At 73.1% G+C, this 19556-nt stretch carries 19 protein-coding genes; 14 read left to right on the top strand and 5 right to left on the bottom strand.

The window, feature by feature from the left end; all coding sequences use genetic code 11:
- Positions 1-324 precede the first annotated feature (324 nt).
- A complete protein-coding gene (locus Q7L73_RS23460) occupies positions 325-669 on the bottom strand; it encodes a hypothetical protein (protein WP_304695620.1) in 345 nt (114 codons plus the stop codon).
- A 336-nt stretch (positions 670-1005) separates the two neighbouring features.
- Complete coding sequence (locus tag Q7L73_RS23465) at positions 1006-2103, bottom strand: isocitrate/isopropylmalate family dehydrogenase (protein ID WP_304695622.1); 1098 nt, start codon at positions 2101-2103, stop codon at positions 1006-1008.
- 88 nt (positions 2104-2191) lie between these two features.
- Between Q7L73_RS23465 and Q7L73_RS23470 the strand changes: the two genes are divergently transcribed.
- Positions 2192-2524: a hypothetical protein gene (locus Q7L73_RS23470; protein WP_304695624.1), complete on the top strand. Its 333-nt coding sequence runs from the start codon at positions 2192-2194 to the stop codon at positions 2522-2524.
- Positions 2525-2574: 50 nt separating this feature from the next.
- Here Q7L73_RS23470 and Q7L73_RS23475 read toward each other — a convergent pair whose 3' ends face one another.
- Both Q7L73_RS23475 and Q7L73_RS23480 read right to left on the bottom strand, forming a co-directional pair.
- Positions 2575-3837, bottom strand: coding sequence for an MFS transporter (locus Q7L73_RS23475; RefSeq protein WP_304695626.1), 1263 nt, complete (start codon positions 3835-3837; stop codon positions 2575-2577).
- Entirely contained in the window at positions 3837-4478 is a 642-nt protein-coding gene (locus tag Q7L73_RS23480) for an HD domain-containing protein (protein ID WP_370552468.1), read from the bottom strand. The genes Q7L73_RS23475 and Q7L73_RS23480 overlap by 1 nt, the downstream gene beginning before the upstream one ends.
- Positions 4479-4635: 157 nt before the next feature.
- Here Q7L73_RS23480 and murA point away from each other — a divergent pair, with 157 nt between their 5' ends.
- The 10 genes from murA (at position 4636) to Q7L73_RS23530 (ending at position 15198) form a co-directional block, all read left to right on the top strand.
- Positions 4636-5940, top strand: a complete 1305-nt coding sequence (gene murA, locus Q7L73_RS23485; protein ID WP_304695630.1) for a UDP-N-acetylglucosamine 1-carboxyvinyltransferase — start codon at positions 4636-4638, stop codon at positions 5938-5940.
- Positions 5941-5953: 13 nt separating this feature from the next.
- Positions 5954-6919 (top strand): ATP phosphoribosyltransferase regulatory subunit, encoded by a 966-nt coding sequence (gene hisZ / locus Q7L73_RS23490; protein ID WP_304695632.1) that lies wholly within the window; start codon positions 5954-5956, stop codon positions 6917-6919.
- On the top strand, positions 6916-7554 hold the full coding sequence (hisG, locus tag Q7L73_RS23495; RefSeq protein WP_304695634.1) for an ATP phosphoribosyltransferase: 639 nt from the start codon (positions 6916-6918) through the stop codon (positions 7552-7554). Before hisZ ends, hisG begins: the two co-directional genes overlap by 4 nt.
- Complete coding sequence (hisD, locus tag Q7L73_RS23500) at positions 7544-8824, top strand: histidinol dehydrogenase (RefSeq protein WP_304695636.1); 1281 nt, start codon at positions 7544-7546, stop codon at positions 8822-8824. The genes hisG and hisD overlap by 11 nt, the downstream gene beginning before the upstream one ends.
- Positions 8821-9417, top strand: coding sequence for an imidazoleglycerol-phosphate dehydratase HisB (gene hisB / locus Q7L73_RS23505; protein ID WP_304695638.1), 597 nt, complete (start codon positions 8821-8823; stop codon positions 9415-9417). The genes hisD and hisB overlap by 4 nt, the downstream gene beginning before the upstream one ends.
- Positions 9414-10085, top strand: a complete 672-nt coding sequence (gene hisH, locus Q7L73_RS23510; RefSeq protein ID WP_304695640.1) for an imidazole glycerol phosphate synthase subunit HisH — start codon at positions 9414-9416, stop codon at positions 10083-10085. Before hisB ends, hisH begins: the two co-directional genes overlap by 4 nt.
- Positions 10082-10819 carry a 1-(5-phosphoribosyl)-5-[(5-phosphoribosylamino)methylideneamino]imidazole-4-carboxamide isomerase gene (hisA, locus tag Q7L73_RS23515; RefSeq protein WP_304695642.1) on the top strand — a complete coding sequence of 246 codons (738 nt, stop codon included), beginning with the start codon at positions 10082-10084 and terminating at the stop codon, positions 10817-10819. Before hisH ends, hisA begins: the two co-directional genes overlap by 4 nt.
- Positions 10820-10833: 14 nt before the next feature.
- Entirely contained in the window at positions 10834-11601 is a 768-nt protein-coding gene (gene hisF, locus Q7L73_RS23520) for an imidazole glycerol phosphate synthase subunit HisF (protein WP_304695644.1), read from the top strand.
- 116 nt (positions 11602-11717) lie between these two features.
- A complete protein-coding gene (locus Q7L73_RS23525) occupies positions 11718-14669 on the top strand; it encodes an FAD-dependent oxidoreductase (protein ID WP_304695646.1) in 2952 nt (983 codons plus the stop codon).
- Positions 14670-14676: 7 nt separating this feature from the next.
- Positions 14677-15198, top strand: a complete 522-nt coding sequence (locus Q7L73_RS23530) for a hypothetical protein (RefSeq protein WP_304695648.1) — start codon at positions 14677-14679, stop codon at positions 15196-15198.
- On the opposite strand, the gene Q7L73_RS23535 is transcribed toward Q7L73_RS23530, so the two are convergent.
- Positions 15195-16667, bottom strand: coding sequence for a PQQ-binding-like beta-propeller repeat protein (locus tag Q7L73_RS23535; protein ID WP_304695649.1), 1473 nt, complete (start codon positions 16665-16667; stop codon positions 15195-15197). The two genes, Q7L73_RS23530 and Q7L73_RS23535, sit on opposite strands and share 4 nt — an antisense overlap.
- A 25-nt stretch (positions 16668-16692) precedes the next feature.
- Between Q7L73_RS23535 and Q7L73_RS23540 the strand changes: the two genes are divergently transcribed.
- The 3 genes from Q7L73_RS23540 (at position 16693) to Q7L73_RS23550 (ending at position 19442) form a co-directional block, all read left to right on the top strand.
- The gene (locus Q7L73_RS23540; protein ID WP_304715679.1) at positions 16693-17967 is read left to right on the top strand and encodes a hypothetical protein; all 1275 of its coding nucleotides are present in this window, start codon (positions 16693-16695) and stop codon (positions 17965-17967) included.
- Positions 17968-18045: 78 nt separating this feature from the next.
- On the top strand, positions 18046-18789 hold the full coding sequence (locus tag Q7L73_RS23545; RefSeq protein ID WP_304696270.1) for a polyphenol oxidase family protein: 744 nt from the start codon (positions 18046-18048) through the stop codon (positions 18787-18789).
- Positions 18777-19442, top strand: coding sequence for a YggS family pyridoxal phosphate enzyme (locus tag Q7L73_RS23550; RefSeq protein ID WP_304696272.1), 666 nt, complete (start codon positions 18777-18779; stop codon positions 19440-19442). Before Q7L73_RS23545 ends, Q7L73_RS23550 begins: the two co-directional genes overlap by 13 nt.
- Positions 19443-19556: the final 114 nt, after the last annotated feature.

Genomic DNA, 19556 nt, shown 5'->3' on the forward strand with positions numbered 1-19556 from the left:
AGCCTCTCAGCGCCGATGGTACTTGGCCCGCAAGGGCCTGGGAGAGTAGGACGCCGCCGGTTCTTATGTGTTGTGCAGCCCCGACCACATTGTGGCCGGGGCTGCACACGTTTAACCCCCCATCGTCTCGGGCCCGGCTCGGCCAGGGCCCCGCTCGCCGGTTCGGCTGTGCAGCGGTCCCGTCGATGCGCGTGAAGTTTGGGTCGTAGAACGACCACGACTTCACGGGGCTCGGCGTCGCGCTACGTGCGCGGGAGACGCGCTGAGCCCGGCAGCCCGGCCCCCGCCCCAGCGAGCGATGCGCGGTCGAGGGTTGCGCGGGGCTCAGCTCGCGCGCAGGCCGTGCAGAGGCGTGCGGGCGGGGAGCGGGGAGGTGCAGGGTTGCTCGGTGCGCTCGATCATGCCCGGACGACGAGCGCGATCGAGGCGGGGCAGCGTCGGCTCGGTGCGTCTGGCGGCGCGCAGGGTGCGGGCCGGCGCAGGTGCGAGGCCCGGACGCGAGGCGAACTCGCCGGCGAACAGCTGCTCGGTGAGCCAGTCGTCGCCGGCGGCCGCGAGGGCCGTGTCCTGCGCGTGCTCGAGACCGTCAGCGTCGACGGGACGGAGCATCGCCTCGGCGAGATCCATCAATGCCGCGCCGATCAGCTTGGGTGCACGTGAAGAGAACATGTGTTCGCAAAGGTAGTGCTGCTAGCGGATGGAATCGCGGAAGGGTCGCTCTGGTGCGACGAGAAACGCGAAATGTCCCGTATTTACGGGCAAATCCTGTGCAAGCGACTGCAAGGAAAATTGCACGAGGCGCGAGCGTCTGTTCGCGTCGGCGCAGGCGTCGAGCCGAACCGATGTGCGCGCGGGCTTCGGCGTCCCGTGCGCGCGGCCGAACGAGAAAGCGCCGCGTCTGGGACGCGGCGCTCTGGTGTGGCGGTGCTGCTGGGGCGCGGTGCTGCTTGGGCGCGGTGGTGCTGGGCGCGCGGCGCGCCGCGGTGGGGGCGGGGCGGCCTCGGGCTAGCCGAGGGTGGACCAGACCTCGATCTTGGTGCGGATGCGGCTGATGACCGCGTCGGTGAACTCGGTCGTGCCGGCGTGGCCGCCGAGGTCCGGGGTCTTGACGCCCGTGGCGATCGCCTCGAGGACCGACTCGTAGACCGCCCGCGAGGCGCGCTCGGCGCCCGCGTGACCGCTCTCGGCCGCGTGGCGCAGAACCGCGCCGGCGGCCAGCAGCATCGCCATCGGGTTGGCGACGTCCTTGCCTCTCAGCGCCGGGGCGGTGCCGTGCGGCGCCTCGGCCATCGCGACCTGGGTCTCGTAGTTCTCGTCGAAGCCGAGCAGCACCGACTCCGCACCCGCGATCGAGCCGAACATCGGCAGCACGAGGTCGGAGAGGCAGTCGCCGTCGCGGTTCAGGGCCGGGACGACCAGCGGCTGGTCGGCCGCGCCGCTCACCAGGCCGGCGTACGTCGCGTCGATCAGGACCGGCTCGTAGGGGACGTCGGAGTGGCGGGCCGCGGCCGCGTCCATCTCCTCCTTCAGCATCCCCTCGTAGATCGGCGAGACCGTCCACTTCGGGCCGCCGTAGACGCGCGCCTGTATCCCGCGCGCCGCGCGGAAGGCGTACTCGGAGACCGCGCGGCAGGTCGAGCGGGTCACGTGCTCGGTGCGGTAGGCGACCTCGTCGGCGGCGCCGGCGTCGCCCTCGCGCCACTGCTTGGCGCCGTAGGCGTCCTCGATCGCCATGCGGACGATCGAGATCGGGTAATGGACGCCGGCGATCGGCGTCACGCCGGGGATGCGGCGGCCGGTGCGGATGATGACCTTGCCGTCGACCTCCTCGCGGAGGATCCGGTTCGGCGAGCCGACGTCGTCGGCGCCCTCCGGCGTGATCGTCGCGGCCTTGATGCCGAAGCCGGACGCGCGCATCGCGACGGCGGCCTCGTGGACGACGGCATTGTCGGTCGCCCGGCGGTTCTCCAGCGAGAGGTCGAAGCGTTCGAGCTCGAGCGCCAGACCCGTCACCTCCGGGTCGAGCACGCGGACGGCCTGGTCGAGCAGCTCCTGGCCGGTCTCGTCACCTTCGAGGATCGTGATCTTCAGCGGCTCTGACATGCGGCGGACGATAGCCCACGGGGTCGCTCCGGAAACCTGTCGACGGTGGGTGCTGTCGAGAGGTGCTATGGGCGCTAGGGTCTCGGCTGTGAGCGCGCTGAGATGCAGCTGGTGCGGTGTCGAAGTCGAGCCGAGCGACGGCTATCGCGCCGCCGAGCAGGCCGGCGAGCGGGTCGCCGTCTTCTGCCGCCTGGAGCACGTCGTGCCGTGGGCGATCCAGGGGCCGCACTGGGAGGCCGGCAGACTTGCCGAGCAGCCGCGCGACGAGCCGGCGCTGTCGCGCTGCGCCCACTGCGACGCCGCGCTCGACGACACGCGCGTGCTGCTCGTCCGCCATCGCGGCGAGCACCGCATCGCCGACGCCTTCTGCACGACCGATCACCTGCGCGCCTGGGCCACCGCCGGCGGGCGCTGGCAGTAGGGCGGCAGCGCGCGGGAAAGCGGCCGGGCTCCGGCGCGGCGCGGGCGCGGCTAGCGCTCGACCGCTTCTGCGGCGGCGGGCCTGGCGGCGGAGGCTTCGGCCTCGGTGGCCGCGACCGAGCCGGGGGCGGGGAGGAGGGTTCTGCGCAGCGTGACCGAGACGATCGCGCCGATCACGGGGCCCGCGCAGGCGAGCGCGATGCCCCAGCGGGCGCTGGAGGCCTCGACGATCACGCCCGCGAGCGCCGCGCCGGCGGCGGCGCCGGCGACGTTGGAGGTCATCATCCAGGTCGTCGCCTCGGTCGTCGTGCCCGGCGGGGCGACGTGGTCGATCAGCAGGTAGCCCGCGGCGGCGGAGGGGGCGAGCGCGAGGCCGGCGATCGCGGCCATCACCGCCATCACCGGGATCGACGTCGCCAGCAGCAGCGGCAGCGTCCCGACCGCCAGCAGAACGTGCAGCACGATGAAGCGCTCGACCACCGGCGTGGTCCACTGGCGCGCGCCGTACCAGACGCCGCCGACCACGCTGCCGGCCGCCATGATCGACAGCAGCACGCCCGCGAACTCGGCCTCGGCGCCGTGCTCGGCGGCGAACGCCGGCATCGCCACCTCCAGCGCCCCGAACGAGATCCCCGTCGGCACGAGCGCCAGCATCAGCGTCCGCATCCCCGGCGAGCCCATCGCGCCCGCGCGCGTGCGCTCGTGCGGCTCGCTGCTCTTCCACGACCGCGCCAGCGGCGCGGTCGCGAACCAGATCGTCCCCGTCAGCGACAGCACGACCGCCGCGATCAGCGCGACGCTCGTCGAGGAGACCGCGATCAGCACCGTCGTGATCACCGGCCCGACGATGAAGAACGCCTCGGCCACGATCCCCTCGAACGTGTAGGCGGTCGTGCGCGCGTCGGTGTCGTGCTCGAACACCTGCGCCCAGACCGAGCGCATGCACGCGCCCAGCGGCGGCAGCCCGGCGCCGCCGACGAACGCGAAGAAGCAGAGCGCCCACGTCGGCGAGTGGCTGCGCGCACAGACGACGACGCCGATCACCGCGAGCGCGTTCGCGAGCGTCGACGGGATCAGCACGGCCGGCTGGCCGAAGCGGTCGACCAGCCGCCCCTGCACCGGCGCCAGCACGCCGGCGCCGATCGCCCACGCCGCGGAGGCCGCGCCGGCCTGCGCGAACGACCCCGTCTCCGCTCTCACCAGCAGCACGATCGCGAGCGAGAAGATCCCGATCGGGATCCGCCCGATCAGCAGCGAGACGATCAGCCGCGCGGTCCCCGGGGGACGCAGCAGAACGCGGTAGGCGCCGAGCATCAGCGCTGCGGGTCGGGCGCGGGCGGGTCGTCGGCGGCGACGGAGGGGGCGTCCGGCGCGGCACCGGCGGCGGGAGCGGCGTCTGCGGCGGCGCCGGTTGCGGGAGCGGCGTCCGGGGCGGCGCCGGTGGCGGGAGCGGCGTCCGGGGCGGCGTCTCTCGCGAGCAGGACGTCGGCGTGCGGCTGCAGCGCGGCGATCGTGAAGGCGACGTGGGCGTCGAACTCGACGCCCAGCTCCTCCGCGCCGCGGCGCAGCTGGTCGCGGTCGACCGCCGCCGCGAAGCTCGCCGTCTTCATCTTCTTCTTGACCGACTTCGGCGTCATGCCTGCGAGCCCCTCGGGCCGGACGTAGGCGCACGCGACGACGAAGCCGCTCAGCTCGTCGACGGCGTAGAGCGCCCGCTCCATCGTCGAGTCACGCGACAGCCCCATCTCGTCGGCGTGCGATCCGATCGCCCGAATGATCTCATCCGCGACGCCGCGTTGCCGCAACTCCGCCATCGCGATCCGCGGATGGCCGTCCTTGAGCGACGAAAATCTCTCGTAGTCGAGATCGTGGAGCAGGCCGGTGACGCCCCAGATTTCTTCATCTTCGCCAAAGTGGCGCGCATACGCCCGCATCGAGCCCTCGACGGCGAGCATGTGACGGCGCAGCGAATCCGATTCTGTCCACTCGCAAAGGAGGGTCCAAGCCTCGTCGCGCGAAATCCCCCCTGGCATGGCTGTTACCCTAGCTCAGCGCACCGGTACCGACCCCATCTCCGTGACCGATTTGCGGAGCCGGCGCCATCCCCCTCTTATGGAGAAGTTCGTCATACAAGGCGGCGTGCCGCTTTCCGGCACGTTCGTGCCCGCAGGCAACAAGAACGGCGCTCTGCCGATCGTTGCCGCGACCCTGCTGACCGACGACGAGGTCGTCCTCAGCAACGTTCCTCGCATCAGCGACGTGCAGTCGCAGATCGAGCTGCTCGCCGATCTCGGCGCGAAGGCCGAGTGGATCGGCGAGAACGAGGTCGCGATCCGCGCGGAAGGGGTCTCCAGAACCGACCTCGACCGCAGGCTGTCCGAGCGGATCCGAGCCTCGTTCCTGCTTGCCGGTCCGCTGCTCGCGCGCTACGGCCGCGCGAACATGCCGCCACCCGGCGGCGATGTGATCGGCCGTCGCCGGCTCGACCCGCATCTCGACGCCTTCAAGGCGCTCGGCGCGACGATCGAGCACGACCGCGACATCCTCCTGACGGCGCCGCGCGGCCTCACCGCCTGCGATTTCCTGATGGACGAGCCGTCGGTGATGGCGACCGAGAACGCGCTGATGGCCGCCGCGCTGACGCCCGGCTCGACCGTCATCCGCAACGCCGCCTCCGAGCCGCACGTGCAGGACCTCGCGCGCATGCTCGTGAAGATGGGCGCGCAGATCGACGGGATCGGCTCCAACGTGATGACCGTCCACGGCGTCGACAGGCTGCACGGCTGCGAGCACCGGATCGGCCCCGACCACATCGAGATCGGCTCCTTCATGGCGCTGGCCGCCGTCACCGGCGGCGAGCTGCTGATCAAGGACACCTATCCCGAGGATCTGCGGATGGTCCGGCTCGTCTTCGCCCGCATCGGGCTGGAGACGGAGCTGCGCGGCAACGACCTGTTCGTGCCCGGCAACCAGAAGCTCGTGATCACCAACGACGCTGGCGGCTACCAGCCGAAGGTCGAGGACGGCCCGTGGCCGGCCTTCCCGGCGGACCTGACCTCGATCGCGCTCGCACTCGCGACGCAGTCGGAGGGTTCGGTCATCATCCACGAGAAGATGTTCGAGAACCGGCTCTTCTTCACCGACAAGCTCCAGCTGATGGGCGCTGCGATCACGATCTGCGATCCGCATCGCGCGCTTGTCGTCGGTCCTCGCCGCCTCCGCGGCGAGCGCGTCGAGTCGCCCGACATCCGTGCTGGCATGGCGATGCTGATCGCGGCGCTCGCCGCCGAGGGGACGACCGAGATCGGCAACATCCGTCAGATCGACCGCGGCTACGAGCGGATCGACGAGCGCCTGCGGGCGCTGGGCGCGCGCATCGAGCGCGTCGAGGACAGCGAGCGCATTCACGCCCACTGAGGAGGGATCTCCCATGATCCATCCGATTCCCAGCGGCACGCGCGACGTGCTGCCCGACGAGATGCGCGAGCTGCGGTCGATCCTGGCCGCGGCGCACGGCATCTTCGAGCGCGCCGGCTACGGCGAGGTCGCCACGCCGGCGCTCGAGTACGAGGACACGCTCGCGATCGGCGGTGTCGGCGGCGCGCTGCCCGCCTACCGCCTGTTCGACGAGGCCGGCCACGTGCTGACGCTGCGCTCGGACATGACGGTGCCGATCGCGCGCCTGGTCGCGACCCGCTTCGCGACCGCCGAGCTGCCGCTGCGGCTCTGCTACTTCGCCCACGCCTACCGCGGCGTCAAGCCGCAGCGCGGGCAGTCGCGCGAGTTCCTGCAGGCCGGGATCGAGCTGATCGGCGCGCCGGCGCCGGCCGGCAGCGCGGAGGCGCTGACGCTGCTGTGCGACACGCTCGACGCGATCGGCCTGCGCGAGTACAAGATCGGCCTCGGCGACGTCGGGCTCTACCAGACGCTGCTCGACAGCCACGGGATCGACGGCGACGCCCGCGCGCGGATCCTGCACGAGCTGGTCTCGCGTGACTTCGTCGGCCTCGGGCGCGAGATCGACCAGCTGCTGCTGCCCGACCCGGAGGCGGTCGAGCAGCTGAAGCGGATCCCGCAGCTGCGCGGCGGCCCCGAGCTGCTCGACCAGCTCGACGGCGTCGCGCAGGACGCGGCCGAGGGGCTGCGGCTGATCCACGACCGGCTCGAGCCGCGCGTCGCGGAGCGGATCATCTTCGACCTCGGGCTCGTGCGCGACCTCGACTACTACACGGGCGCGATCTTCGAGGTCTACGACCCGAAGCTCGGCAACCCGCTCGGCGGCGGCGGTCGCTACGACGACCTGCTCGGCCGCTTCGGCCGCTCGCTGCCCGCCGTCGGCTGGGCGCTGACGATCGACCGCGTCCACGTGGCGCTGGCGGGGGAGCGGAGCGAATGAGCGCGCTGCACGAGAGGCTGGTCATCGCGGTTCCCCGCGGTGCGCTGATGAAGGAGTCGCTCGACCTGCTCGACGGGCTCGGGATCGACACCAGCGAGGTCCGCGCCAACGACCGCAAGCTGCTGTTCGAGGACGTCGGCATCGTCACGATGCGGCCCTCGGACGTGCCGACCTACGTCGAGGCCGGCGCCGCCGACATCGGCATAACCGGCAAGGACGTGCTGATGGAGCAGCCCGAGCGCGAGGTCTACGAGCTGCTCGACCTCGGCTTCGGCCGCTGCACGATGGTTCTCGCCTCGGTCGCCGGCGACGACGCCGGCGCTCGCGCGCTGCGCCGCCTCGGCGTGATGCGGGTCGCGACCAAGTACCGCAAGATCGCGCTCCAGCACTTCGCCCGCACCGGCCGCCAGGCCGAGATCGTCGAGGTCAAGGGCTCGGTCGAGCTGGCGCCGCTGACCGGCATGGTCGACGCGATCGTCGACCTGACCGCGACCGGCACGACGCTGCGCGAGAACGGCCTCGTCGTGCGCGAGGAGATCGCGACGACGACGGCGCGCCTGATCGCCAACCCGGTCGCGCACAAGCTGAAGGCCGGTGCGATCGACGCGATCGTGGAGCGGCTGCGTGCGGCTTGAGCGGTTCACGCTCGCCGGCCTGAGCCACGTCGACCAGCTCGCGCGCGAGCTGCGCGCGCTCGCGCCCGGCGGCGCCTCGGTCGCCGAGCCGGTCGCCGCGATCCTCGCCGACGTGCGCAGACGCGGCGACGCGGCCGTCGTCGAGCTGACGCGCACGCACGACACCGGCGGGGTGGAGCCGAAGCCGCTGCGCGTCAGCGACGCGGAGCTGCAGGCGGCGCTCGCCGCGCTGGACCCGCAGGTGCGGGCCGCGCTGGAGGTCGCCGCGCAGAACATCGGCGTCGTCGCCGCGGTCGGGCTCGACGAGGAGCGCGAGGTGACGCTCGGCCACGGCCAGACCGTGCGCCTGCGCGAGATCCCCGTCCGTCGTGCCGCCGTCTACGTCCCGGGCGGCCGCGCGCCGTACCCGAGCACCGTCCTGATGGGCGTCGTGACCGCTGTCACCGCCGGCGTAGAGGAGGTCGTGCTGTGCGCGCCGCCCGGCCCCGACGGCGACGTCCACCCGGCGATCCTCGCGGCGGCCGCGCTCGCGGGCGCGACCGAGGTGTACCGGATGGGCGGCGCGCAGGCGATCGCCGCGCTCTCCTACGGGACCGAGACGGTCGCGCCGGTCGACGTGATCGTCGGGCCGGGATCGCTGTGGGTGCAGGAGGCCAAGCGCCAGGTGCAGGGCGCGGGCCTCGTCGGGATCGACGGCTTCGCCGGCCCCAGCGACCTGCTCGTCGTGCTCGACGTCGGCGCCGACGTGCGGCTCGCCGCGCTCGACCTGCGCGCGCAGGCGGAGCACGGCCACGACTCGCTCGTCGTCGCCGTCTCGCCCGACGAGTCGGACCTCGACGCGCTCTCCGACGGGCTCTCGCTGACCCCGGAGCCGGGTATCGGCGCGCTCGTGCAGACGGCTGACCTGGAGCAGGCGCTCGCGGTCGCCAACGCCTATGCACCGGAGCACCTGGAGCTGATCGGCCCCGGCGCCGAGGCGCTCGCGCCGGGCGTCCGCAACGCCGGCTGCCTGTTCGTCGGCCGCGGCGGCGCGACCGCCTTCGGCGACTACGTCGCCGGCTCCAACCACACGCTGCCGACCGACGGCGCGGCGCGCTTCGCCTCGGGCCTCAGCGCGCGCCACTTCGTCCGCCGCATGGCGGAGGTGCGGATCCCTGACCAGGCTGCCTCTCAGCTCGCGCTCGCGGGGATCGCGATCGCCGACGCGGAGGGCTTCACGATGCACGCCGAGTCGATGGCGGCGCGCATGCGGGAGAATCTCGACTCATGAGCGACCGCACCGCGACGATCGACCGCAAGACCGGCGAGACAGACATCCACCTGACGCTCGGGCTCGACGGCGACGGCGCCGGGCAGCGCGAGACCGGGGTCGGCTTCTTCGACCACATGCTCGACCTGCTCGCCCGCCACGGCCGGCTCGACCTGACGGTCGCCGCCAGCGGCGACCTGCAGACCGGCTCCCACCACACCGTCGAGGACGTCGGCATCTGCATCGGGCAGGCGATCGACCGCGCGCTCGGCGACCGCAGAGGGATCTACCGCTACGGCTCGGCGACCGTGCCGATGGACGAGGCGCGCGCCTCCGCCCACATCGACATCTCGGGCCGCGCCTACGTCGCCTGGGAGGCGTCGCTGCCGCCCGGCGCGATCGGCAACTTCGAGAACGAGCTGGCGGAGGAGTTCTTCCGCGCCGTCGCCGGCAACGCCAGAATGGCGCTCCACCTGAAGGTGGAGGCCGGCACGAACATCCACCACATCGTCGAGGCGCTCTTCAAGGCGTTCGCGCGGGCGCTGCGCGCCGCCGTCGCGATCGACCCGACGGAGAAGGGCGTCCCCAGCACGAAGGGGACGCTCACGGCATGAGCGCCGCCCCGCAGATCGCGATCCTCGACTACGGGATGGGCAACCGCCGCTCGGTCGAGAAGGCGTTCGCGCACGTCGGCGCGACGCCGGTCGTGACGCGCGACCACGAGCGGATCCGCGCCGCCGACGGCGTCGTCGTGCCGGGCGTCGGCGCCTTCCCGCGGGCGATGCGCAACCTGCGCGAGCTGGGGCTGGACGAGGTCGTGCGCGAGCGCGCCGCCGCCGGCGTGCCGGTGCTCGGCATCTGCCTCGGCATGCAGCTGCTGTTCGAGCGCTCGGTCGAGGTCGAGCCGGCGACCGGGCTCGGCCTGCTCGCCGGCGAGGTCACGCCGCTGGACGCGAAGGGCGAGCGGGTCCCGCACATCGGCTGGAACGTCGTCCGCTTCGAGCGCGCGACGCGGCTCAACGCCGCCCTGCCCGAGGCGGTCGCCTTCTACCACGTGCACTCGTTCGTGGTGCGCCCGACCGATCCCTCCGACGCGCTCGGCACCGCCGTCTACGGCGAGCGCTTCGTCAGCGCGGTCGCGCGCGACAACGTCTTCGGCGTGCAGTTCCACCCCGAGAAGTCCTCGCAGTTCGGTCTCAGGCTGCTTGCCAGCTTCAGCGCCGCGTGCGGCGGCTCGGACGGCGCCCTTCCCGACCACGAACCCTCGCGAGCGACCGCATGATCCTCTATCCCGCCATCGACATCCGCGGCGGCAGCGCCGTGCGTCTCAGACAGGGCGACTTCGCCGACGAGACCGTCTACGACGCCGACCCGCTCAGCGCCGCGCGCGCCTGGGTCGAGGGCGGCGCCAGATGGCTGCACGTCGTCGACCTCGACGGCGCCCGTGACGGCAGACCGGCCAACCTCCACCACCTGCAGCGGATCGCCTCCGAGCTGGGCGTGCCGGTCGAGTTCGGCGGCGGGCTGCGCTCGCGCGCCTCGGTCGACGCGGCGCTGAGCGCCGGCGCTGAGCGCGTGATCCTCGGCACGGCCGCCTTCAAGGACGTCGACTTCCTCGACGACGTCGTCGCCGCCCACGGCGGGCGCGTCGTCGTCTCCGTCGACGTGCGCGGCGGCAAGGTCGCCAGCGCCGGCTGGACCGAGCAGACCGAGATGGAGGCCGTCTCCGTCATCGACCATCTGCAGCGGCGCGGCGTGAAGAAGTTCGTCTACTCGAACATCGAGCGCGACGGGATGCTGACCGGGCCCGACCTCGACGAGGTGCGCGGGATCGCCGACGCCGTCAAGGGCAGCTTCATCTACTCCGGCGGGATCGGCTCGCTCGACCACCTCGCGGCGCTCGCGTCGCTGCGGCAGGTCAACCTCAACGGCGTGATCGTCGGCAAGGCGCTGTACGAGAACAAGTTCACCGTCGGCGAGGCGCTGGAGGCGCTGAAGCCGGCGGCGAAGGCGTAGGCGGGCTGCTCTCCGTGCACGCCAAGCGCGTCATCCCGTGCCTCGACGTCGACAACGGCCGTGTCGTCAAGGGCACGAACTTCGTCGACCTGAGAGATGCCGGCGACCCGATCGAGCTGGCTGAGCGCTACGACGCCGCCGGCGCCGACGAGCTGGTCTTCCTCGACATCACGGCGACCTCCTCGCAGCGCGAGACGGTCGTCGAGCTGGCGCGCCGGACGGCCGACAACGTCTTCATCCCGTTCACGATCGGCGGCGGAATCCGCTCGGTCGAGGATGCGCAGGCGGTCCTCGACGCCGGCGCCGACAAGGTCGCGGTCAACTCGGCCGCGGTCAAGCGGCCGGAGCTGATCGGCGAAATGGCCGAGCAGTTCGGCGCGCAGTGCGTCGTGCTCGCGATCGACGCCAAGCAGCGGGCTGACGGCGATGGCTGGGAGGTCTTCGTCGCGGGCGGTCGCACGCCGACCGGGCGCGACGCGGTCGCGTGGGCGCGCGAGGGCGCCGAGCGCGGGGCGGGGGAGATCCTGCTGACCTCGATGGACAGGGACGGCAGCAACGACGGCTACGACCTGCCGCTGACGCATGCGGTCGCGGAGGCGGTCTCGATCCCGGTGATCGCCTCCGGCGGTGCCGGCACGCTCGACCACCTCAGCGAGGCGCTCGCGGCCGGGGCCGACGCGGTGCTGTGCGCCTCGATCCTCCACTACGGCAGATTCACGGTCGAGCAGATCAAGCAGCATCTCGCCGGGGCCGGCGTCTCGATCCGGCCGATTGGCGCCTGAGCGCGCTTGACCGGTTCCCGGTGCGACGTTAGCGTCGCGCGATCGGGGCGAATCGCGACTGGGACCTGACCGACGAGGAGCGGCAGCTGCGACTGCTGCTGCGCCTGCTCGGCCTCGTGCTGCTGCTGGCGGCGCTGATCTACTTCCTCGGCCCGATGGCCGGGCCGGCGCAGTCGTTCTACGGGCGCGCGCCGTTCGTCGCCAACTCGGTGCCGAAGGTGACGCTGCTGGCGCTCGCGGCGCTGTACGCGGCCGGCTCGCCGCGGCGGCGGGGGCACGTGGTGGTGCTGTTCGTCGCCGCGCACCTGGTGAGCGTCGGGGCGATGGTGCTGGCGCTGCTGTTCGGCGCGACGGGCGGGACGGCCGACCTCGGCTTCGCGACCCCGTCGATCGCGACGGTGCTGTGGGGCGCGATCGTGCTCGACGGCGTGATCACGGGCCTGACGGCGTTGATGTACGTGCGTGCACATCGTGCGGCGGCGCGGGTCGGCGGGCTCAGCGGGCGGGCGTGGACGTTGAAGGCGGAGCTGGCGGATCCGCTCGCGCCGGGGGGTTCGGCGCCGGCCGCGTCCGCGGGGGAGGCGTCCGCGGGCGAGGCGTCCGTGGGCGAGGCGTCCGCGGGCGAGCCAGCGGCGGGCGAAGCGATCTCGGGCGAGGCGGAGCTGACGGCGGCGGAGCGGCGCCTGCGCGGCGTCGCGATCGGGCTGACGGCGCTGTTCGGGGTGCTCGGGCTCGCGTACGTCGCCGGGTTCGTGCTGCACGGGACGCGCGATGCGTTCACGCAGCTGCCGTTCGTGACGAACTCGACCGTGCTGTGCGCCGGGATCGCGCTGCTGTGCGGGACGGTCGCGGGCGATGTGCGGCGCAACCTGCCGCTCGCCGGTCCTGCCCTCAGCGCGCTGCTGCTGAGCGCGCTCGTCGACGGCGCCTACCTCGCCTTCCGGCTCGACGCCGGCGACCGCTTCCCGCTGTGGGGCTGGGAGCCGACCGTCAGCGGCGTGCTGTGGATCCTGCTGGCGATACAGCTCGCCGCCGGCCTCGGCCTGTGGGCGGCGACCTCCGCGGCCTGGAGAGCGCGCGAGCGGATCGCCTTCCTCGGCCCGCTCCAGCAGCGTGCGCTGCTCGCGCTCGCCGACGTGCTGATCGCCGCCGAGGCCGACGAGCCGGAGGCCGTGCCGCCGCGCCAGATCGCCGCCAACGTCGAGCGCTACGTCGGCTCGATCCGCGCCCGCCGCGTCTGGGTCTACAGACTGGCGCTCGCGGTGCTGGAGCTGCGGCCGCTGCTGGCCGGCTGGCCGCCGCTGTCGCAGATCGAGCCGCAGGCCCGGCGCGACTTCCTCCAGCGCCGCTTCCTCAGACCGCCGCCGTGGCCGCGCTTCGCCAAGAACCTGACGCAGGTGACGATCCGCGTCGGCCAGCAGCTCTCCTTCGCCGGCTACTACAACGACCCGGGAGCGTGGCCGTCGATCGGCTACACGCCCTTCTCGCAGCGCGGCCGGCCGGTGCCGAAGGCGGCGCCGCTGAGACTCAGCGTCGACACGCCGGAGAGCGTCGAGGGCGAGACGATCGAGGCCGACGTCTGCGTGATCGGCTCCGGCGCCGGCGGTGCGATCCTCGCCTACGAGCTGGCCAGAGCCGGCCGCGACGTGCTGCTGCTGGAGAAGGGCCCGTACGTGCAGCCGCACCAGTTCAGCGAGGACGAGGTCGAGATGATCGGCCAGCTGTACGGCGACGGGATCATGCAGCAGACGACCGACTTCCGCTTCACCGTGCTGCAGGGCAGCTGCGTCGGCGGCTCGACGACCGTCAACAACGCCGTCTGCTTCCGCACCCCCGAGCCGGTGCTGAGACGCTGGAACGACGGCGGCGCCGCGCTCGACCTGACGCGGCTGGCGGCCTCGTGGGACGAGGTCGAGGCCTTCCTCGACGTCCACACGCAGACCGAGGCGGTGCTCAACCGCTCCGGCTCGCTCTACCTCAGAGGCGCGGCGGCGATCGGCGGCGCGGCGGTGCTCGAGCGCGAGGTCGTGCGCGCGAACGTGCGCGACTGCGTCGGCTCCGGCTACTGCAACATCGGCTGCGCGTACGGCCGCAAGCTGTCGATGCTCGACCGCACGCTGCCGCGCGCGCAGGCCGACTTCCCCGGCCGCGTGCGGATCGTCGCCGAGTGCGAGGTCGAGCGGCTGCGCACGAGCGGCGGCAGACCGGCGCGCGTCGCCGACGTGCGCGCGCGGCTCGGCGGCAGCGGCGGCAAGGGCGGCCGGATGGTGACGATCCGGGCGCAGGACGTGGTCGTCTCCGCGGGGGCGATCGCGTCGTCGTACCTGCTGCTGCGCAGCGGGATCGGCGGGCTGTTCGGCCCCGGGCCGCGGCTGCCGGTCGGGCGCGGGCTGTGCTTCAACATGGGCGCGCCGCTGACGGCCGAGTTCGCCGAGCCGGTGCGCGCCTACGACGGCCTGCAGATCTCCCACTACGGGATCCCGCAGCAGCAGCACGGCTTCGTCTTCGAGACCTGGTTCAACCCGCCGGTCGCGCAGGCGCTGAACATGCCCGGCTGGTTCGAGCGCCACTTCGACAACATGCGCCGCTACGACCACCTGATGGCGGTCGGCGTGATCGCCGGGACGGCCGGCAACGCGCGCGTCAGACGGGCGCTGACCGGCGGCTCCGACATCTCCTACCGGCCGCGGCCGGAGGACCTCAGAACGCTCGGGCGCGGGCTGACGCTGCTCGGCGAGCTGCTGTTCGCGGCCGGCGCCGAGCGGGTGATGCTGAACACCTGGGGCTGGGACGAGATGCGCAGCGCCGCCGAGCTGCCGCGGATCGCCGAGCTGGTGATGGATCCCGACTACGTCACGCTCGGGACCGGACACCCGCAGGGCGGCAACGCGATCTCGGCCGACCCGCGCCGCGGCGTCGTCGATCCGCAGCTGCGCGTCCACGGCTTCGACAACCTGCACGTCTGCGACGCGAGCGTCTTCCCGAGCTCGATCTCCGTCAACCCGCAGCTGACGGTGATGGGGCTGGCGCACTACGCGGCGCCGCTGATCGCCGCCGGGAGGCGGTGAGCGCGCCGTGCCGCTGCCGCCCGACCACGTCACCGTGACGGTTCCGCGCGTCGCCGCGCTGCTGGTCTTCTACGGCGCGCTGTTCGTGATGGTGCGCGCGCTCGGGACGAAGACGATCGAGCCGCGCGAGCGGCGGACGTTCGTCGCGATCGGGCTCGTCTGGGGGCCGTCGGTCTTCCTCGCCAACTGGCTGCTCTACAAGGCCGGCGCGATGAGCTTCCTGCCGTGGGTCAACAACGCGCTGCACACGCTGCTGTGGATCGGCTTCATCCTCACGTGGCTCTACCTCGGCGTGCGCGAGCGCGAGTCGCTGCTGGTGCAGTGCGTCCTGTTCGCGACCTTCAGCCTGATCGTCAAGTACGCCGAGCAGCTGCTGTTCGGCACCTGGGAGCACGGCAGCTTCTTCGGGATCGGCGACAACGGCGCCTACGTGCTCGGCTGGTCGCTGGCCGACGGCACCTATCCGCTGCTGACGCTGTTCGGGCTGCGCTTCGCCTCGCGCTGGATCCGCGGGCTGGTCGTGCTCTAGCCGGAGCGTCTTCTGGCTCTGGCTCTGCGAGCGGCTCTTCTGGCTCTGGCTCTTGTGGCGGGTCTGCTCTTGGCCGCCAGCAGTCTCGCCAGCTGCCCGCGCTCGACGCGGACCGCCTCGACGGCCGCCGCCTGCGCCCGTCTCCACGCTCTCGGTCTGCGCGTCGGCAGCATCTCGAAGATGTTGTTGTAGCCGACCAGGTAGACAGCGCGGCGGTCGGCGACGACCGGCGTGTAGGCGCCCTCTCTGAAGAAGAAGACCTGCTTGCCGGTGCGCGCGTTCAGCCCGTGCGTGTCGTAGGCGCCGAGGTTGGCGAAGTAGACGACCCCGCCGACCAGCGTCGGCGAGCCGGAGATGCGGTTGCCGCTGGCGTACTTCCAGCGGACCGAGCCCGACTGCGCGTCGAAGGCGTAGAAGTTGCCGTCGTAGGAGCCGGCGAAGACGGTCGGCCCGAGCCCGCTGACGTTCGCGACCGCCGGCGCGGCGTAGACATAGCCGCCGGTCCCGGTCGCCCACGCGAGCGCGCCGTCCTTGGCCGAGAAGGAGTAGACGCGGCTGTCGGTGTTGCCGAGATAGACGCGGCCGAAGGCGACCGCCGGCGTCGAGTAGAACTGACCCGAGCCGAAGCCGAACTTCGTCCCGTTGGTGCCGACCTGCCAGACGCGCTTGCCGTCGCGTGCCCGCACCGCCTGCACCTTCCCGCCGTAGTCGCCGAAGTAGAGGTTGCCGTCGGCGTAGGCGGGCGCGCCCTTGACCGCGCCGGCAGCCTGGTAGGTCCAGCGCGTGTTGCCGTTTCTGGCGTTGAGCGCGTAGACGGTGCCGTTCTCGCTGCCGAAGAACAGCAGCCCGTTGCGCAGCAGCGGCGAGGACTCGACGCGGCTCGGCAGGTCCTTCGACCACAGCGGCTTGCCGTCCAGCTCGCGGAAGGCCGCGACGCGGCCGGCGCCGTCGTCGTCCTGGCGCGCGAGCACGGTCACGTAGACGTTGCCGTCGCCGATCGCCGGCGAGGAGGCGGCCAGCTTGCCGACGTGCTGGCGCCACTTGATCGCGCCGCTGACCTTGTCGATCGCGCGCAGCCAGGCGTCGTCGTTGAAGACGTACAGCGTCGCGCCTCTGATCACCGGCGGGAACTCGATCAGGACGTCGTCGCGGTAGGTCCAGCCGCGCTTGAACGGCGGTCTCAGATAGCCGGGGGCAGAGGACCAGTCGCGCGTGCGCGAGTCGGTCAGGCCGTAGGTCGGCCACGAGAAGGTGTCGACCGGTCTCGCTCTCGCTCTCGGCTTGGGCGGGGCCGTCGTGGTGGTGTCGGTCGGCTCCGTCGTCGCGGTGAAGGCGACATCCGGATTGGAGACGTCGCCAGGCTCCCGCAGCAGCAGGAAAGCCGCCGCGCCGCCCGCGATCAGCAGGACGGCGGCGGCCACGAGGGCGACGAGCAGACCGCGCCGACGGCGTGGCTTCGGGCTCGGCATCGGCCGCGCATGGTAGTACAGGCCCGTGACGATCTCCCCCGACGAGCTGCCCGCGCGGCTGCGCGCGCTCCCCGCCGCCGCGCCCCTGTTCGACGTGCTGGCGGGCGATTCGCGCCTGCACGTGGTCGGCGGCGCGGTCCGCGACCTGCTGCTCGGCGGGCTGCCGCTCGACCTCGACCTGGTCGTCGAAGGGGACGCGGCGGAGCTGGCGGCGCGGCTGGCCGAGGGGCTCGGCGGCGAGCTGCTCGTGCACGATCGCTTCGGCACCGCGACGGTGACGGCCGGCGCCAGGTCCTACGACCTCGTGCGAGCGCGGGCCGAGACCTACGCGCGGCCGGGGGCGCTGCCGGAGGTGCGGCCGGGGACGCTCGCGCAGGACCTCGCGCGGCGCGACTTCACGATCAACGCGATCGCCTTGACGCTCGCCGGGCGGCTCGACGCGGTCGCGCATGCGCTCGACGACCTCGCGGAGGGCGAGCTGCGCGTGCTGCACGCGCAGTCGTTCCTGGACGACCCGACACGGCTGCTGCGGCTCGTCCGCTACGCGACGCGGCTCGGCTTCGGCGTCGAGCGCGAGACGGCGCGGCTGGCCGGCGAGGCGGTCGCCGGCGGCGCGCTGGCGACGGTGACCGCGACGCGGATCGGCAGAGAGCTGCGGCTGCTGCTGCGCGAGCCGGCCGCCGCGGATGCGCTCGCGTGGGTCTGCGGCTGGGGCGACGGCGACGCGCTCGTGCCGGGGCTCGGGTTCGACGCTGAGCTGGCGGCTTCGGCGCGGGCGCTGATGGCGGGCGGCGCCGCGGGGGAGGCGGGCGGCGCACCGGGCGCTGGCGGCGGCTCGTCGCGAGACGACGGCCGCGACGATCTCCTGCTGCTCGCGGTCGCGACGCGCGGCGTCGGCAGGCGGCTCGGCGCGTGGCTCGACGCGCTCGGCTTCGCGGCGCGCGAGCGCGACGCGGTCGTCGCCGCCGCGCAGCGCAGCGGGCGCGTGGCGCAGCGGCTGCGGGCCGCGGAGGGGAGAGCGTCGGCGATCGCGGCGGCGCTCGACGGCGCCGGGCCGGAGCTGGCGGCGCTCGCCGGCGCGCTCGGCGGCGCGGAGGCCGCGGCCGCGGTCGCGCGCTGGCGCGACGAGCTGAGGCACGTGCGGCTGGAGATCGACGGCGGCGACCTGCGCCGCGCCGGCGTCCCGCAGGGGGCGGCGGTCGGCCGCGGCCTCGCCGCCGCGCTCGCCGCCAAGCGCGACGGCGAGGTCGCCGGGCGCGAGGCCGAGCTGACGGTCGCGCTGGCGGCGGCCGGCGGCTGACGCGGGTGGGCGGCTGACGCGGGGGCGCGGCGCCGGGCGGCTACAGATGCGGCGGGCGGCGTGGCTACCATCCGCGACGTGGACCTTCCCGCTCCCTTCGCCTGGCAGGGCGACCACGTCGCGATCGAGCTGCCGGGCGGCAGCGCGCTCTTCACGACCCGCCGCGGCGGCGTCTCGCAGGGCCCCTACGCCTCGCTCAACCTCGGCCGGCTGACCGCCGACGAGCCGGCCGCCGTCGAGCGCAACCGCGAGCTGCTGGCGCAGGCGCTGCGGATCCCCCGGGCGCAGATCGCGCAGGGCCTGCAGGTCCACGAGACGGTCGTCAGACGGGTCTGCCTGCAGCCCGACCCGGACGCCGAGCCGACGCCGGCGGACGGCCAGGCGACCGCGCTGGCGGACGTCGCGCCGCTCGTGCTGACGGCCGACTGCCTGCCGGTCGCGCTGATCGCCTGCGGTGCCGTCGCGATGGTCCACGCCGGCTGGCGGGGGCTTGCGGGCGGCGTGCTGGAGGAGGGCGTCAGAGCGCTGCGCGAGCTGGGCGCCGACGGCCACGTCGCGGCCGCGATCGGCCCCGGCGCCGGCCGCTGCTGCTACCAGGTCGGCGACGACGTGCGCGCGGCGTTCGCCCGCTACGGCGACGGCGTGCTCGACGGCGACCGGATCGACCTGAAGGCGATCGCGCGCAAGAAGCTGAAGGCGGCGGGCGTCGGCGAGGTCCACGACGCCGGCCTCTGCACGATCTGCTCCGACCCGTCGCTGTTCTTCTCCTACCGGCGCGACGGCGTGACCGGACGACAGGCGGGTGTGGCATGGCGCAGCTGATCTACGACCTCGACGTGCACAAAGTGCGAGCGAACGTCGACGAGGCGCGCGAGCGGATCGACGTCGCCGCCGCGCTGGCGGGCCGCGCGCCCGGCGACGTGCAGCTGCTGGCGGCGGTCAAGTACGTGCCGCTGGAGTCGGTCGCGATCCTCGCCGAGGCCGGCCTGACGCTGCTGGGGGAGAACCGCGCGCAGGACCTGGAGGCGAAGGCGGCCGCCTACCCGAACCGCTTCACATGGGACTTCATCGGCCATCTGCAGAGCCGCAAGGTCAAGCAGATCCTGCCGTTCACGCGGCTGATCCACTCGGTCTCCTCCGACTCCGTGCTGGAGCAGCTGGCCAGGCACGCGAGCGGCAGCGACGTCGAGGTGCTGATCGAGGTCAACGTCGCCGGCGAGGCGTCGAAGAGCGGCGTCGCGCCAGACGAGCTGGCCGCCTTCGTCGCGCGCTGCCCGGTCCCGGTCGTCGGGCTGATGACGATGCCGCCGCTCGCGCGCAGAGCCGAGGGCAACCGCCGCCACTTCGCCGCGCTGCGCGAGCTGGCCGAGCGTCACGGCCTGCGCGAGCTGTCGATGGGCACCTCGCAGGACTACGAGGTCGCCGTCGAGGAGGGCGCGACGATCGTCCGGCTCGGCTCGACGCTGTACGTCTGAGCCGGCCTCCGCCCGGAGCGCGGATGCGCCCTGGGCGCGTGAACAACCGGTGAAGCGCATAATGGGGAGTGCGTTGCAGGGATTCATCCGCCCTGCGCGAACCACTTCACCGTC

The sequence above is a fragment of the Conexibacter sp. CPCC 205762 genome, from assembly GCF_030646155.1.
Taxonomy (GTDB): Bacteria; Actinomycetota; Thermoleophilia; order Solirubrobacterales; family Solirubrobacteraceae; genus Conexibacter.

What these genes read in the sequence shown, in the direction of transcription:
- Q7L73_RS23480 (WP_370552468.1), bottom strand. Translation starts at nt 4,478, where the DNA reads ATGCTCGCCGTCGAGGGCTCGATGCGGGCGTATGCGCGCCACTTTGGC.
- Q7L73_RS23465 (WP_304695622.1), bottom strand. Translation starts at nt 2,103, where the DNA reads ATGTCAGAGCCGCTGAAGATCACGATCCTCGAAGGTGACGAGACCGGC.
- hisH (WP_304695640.1), top strand. Translation starts at nt 9,414, where the DNA reads ATGAGCGCCGCCCCGCAGATCGCGATCCTCGACTACGGGATGGGCAAC.
- Q7L73_RS23460 (WP_304695620.1), bottom strand. Translation starts at nt 669, where the DNA reads ATGTTCTCTTCACGTGCACCCAAGCTGATCGGCGCGGCATTGATGGAT.
- murA (WP_304695630.1), top strand. Translation starts at nt 4,636, where the DNA reads ATGGAGAAGTTCGTCATACAAGGCGGCGTGCCGCTTTCCGGCACGTTC.
- hisG (WP_304695634.1), top strand. Translation starts at nt 6,916, where the DNA reads ATGAGCGCGCTGCACGAGAGGCTGGTCATCGCGGTTCCCCGCGGTGCG.
- hisA (WP_304695642.1), top strand. Translation starts at nt 10,082, where the DNA reads ATGATCCTCTATCCCGCCATCGACATCCGCGGCGGCAGCGCCGTGCGT.
- hisB (WP_304695638.1), top strand. Translation starts at nt 8,821, where the DNA reads ATGAGCGACCGCACCGCGACGATCGACCGCAAGACCGGCGAGACAGAC.
- Q7L73_RS23535 (WP_304695649.1), bottom strand. Translation starts at nt 16,667, where the DNA reads ATGCCGAGCCCGAAGCCACGCCGTCGGCGCGGTCTGCTCGTCGCCCTC.
- hisZ (WP_304695632.1), top strand. Translation starts at nt 5,954, where the DNA reads ATGATCCATCCGATTCCCAGCGGCACGCGCGACGTGCTGCCCGACGAG.
- Q7L73_RS23550 (WP_304696272.1), top strand. Translation starts at nt 18,777, where the DNA reads ATGGCGCAGCTGATCTACGACCTCGACGTGCACAAAGTGCGAGCGAAC.
- Q7L73_RS23475 (WP_304695626.1), bottom strand. Translation starts at nt 3,837, where the DNA reads ATGCTCGGCGCCTACCGCGTTCTGCTGCGTCCCCCGGGGACCGCGCGG.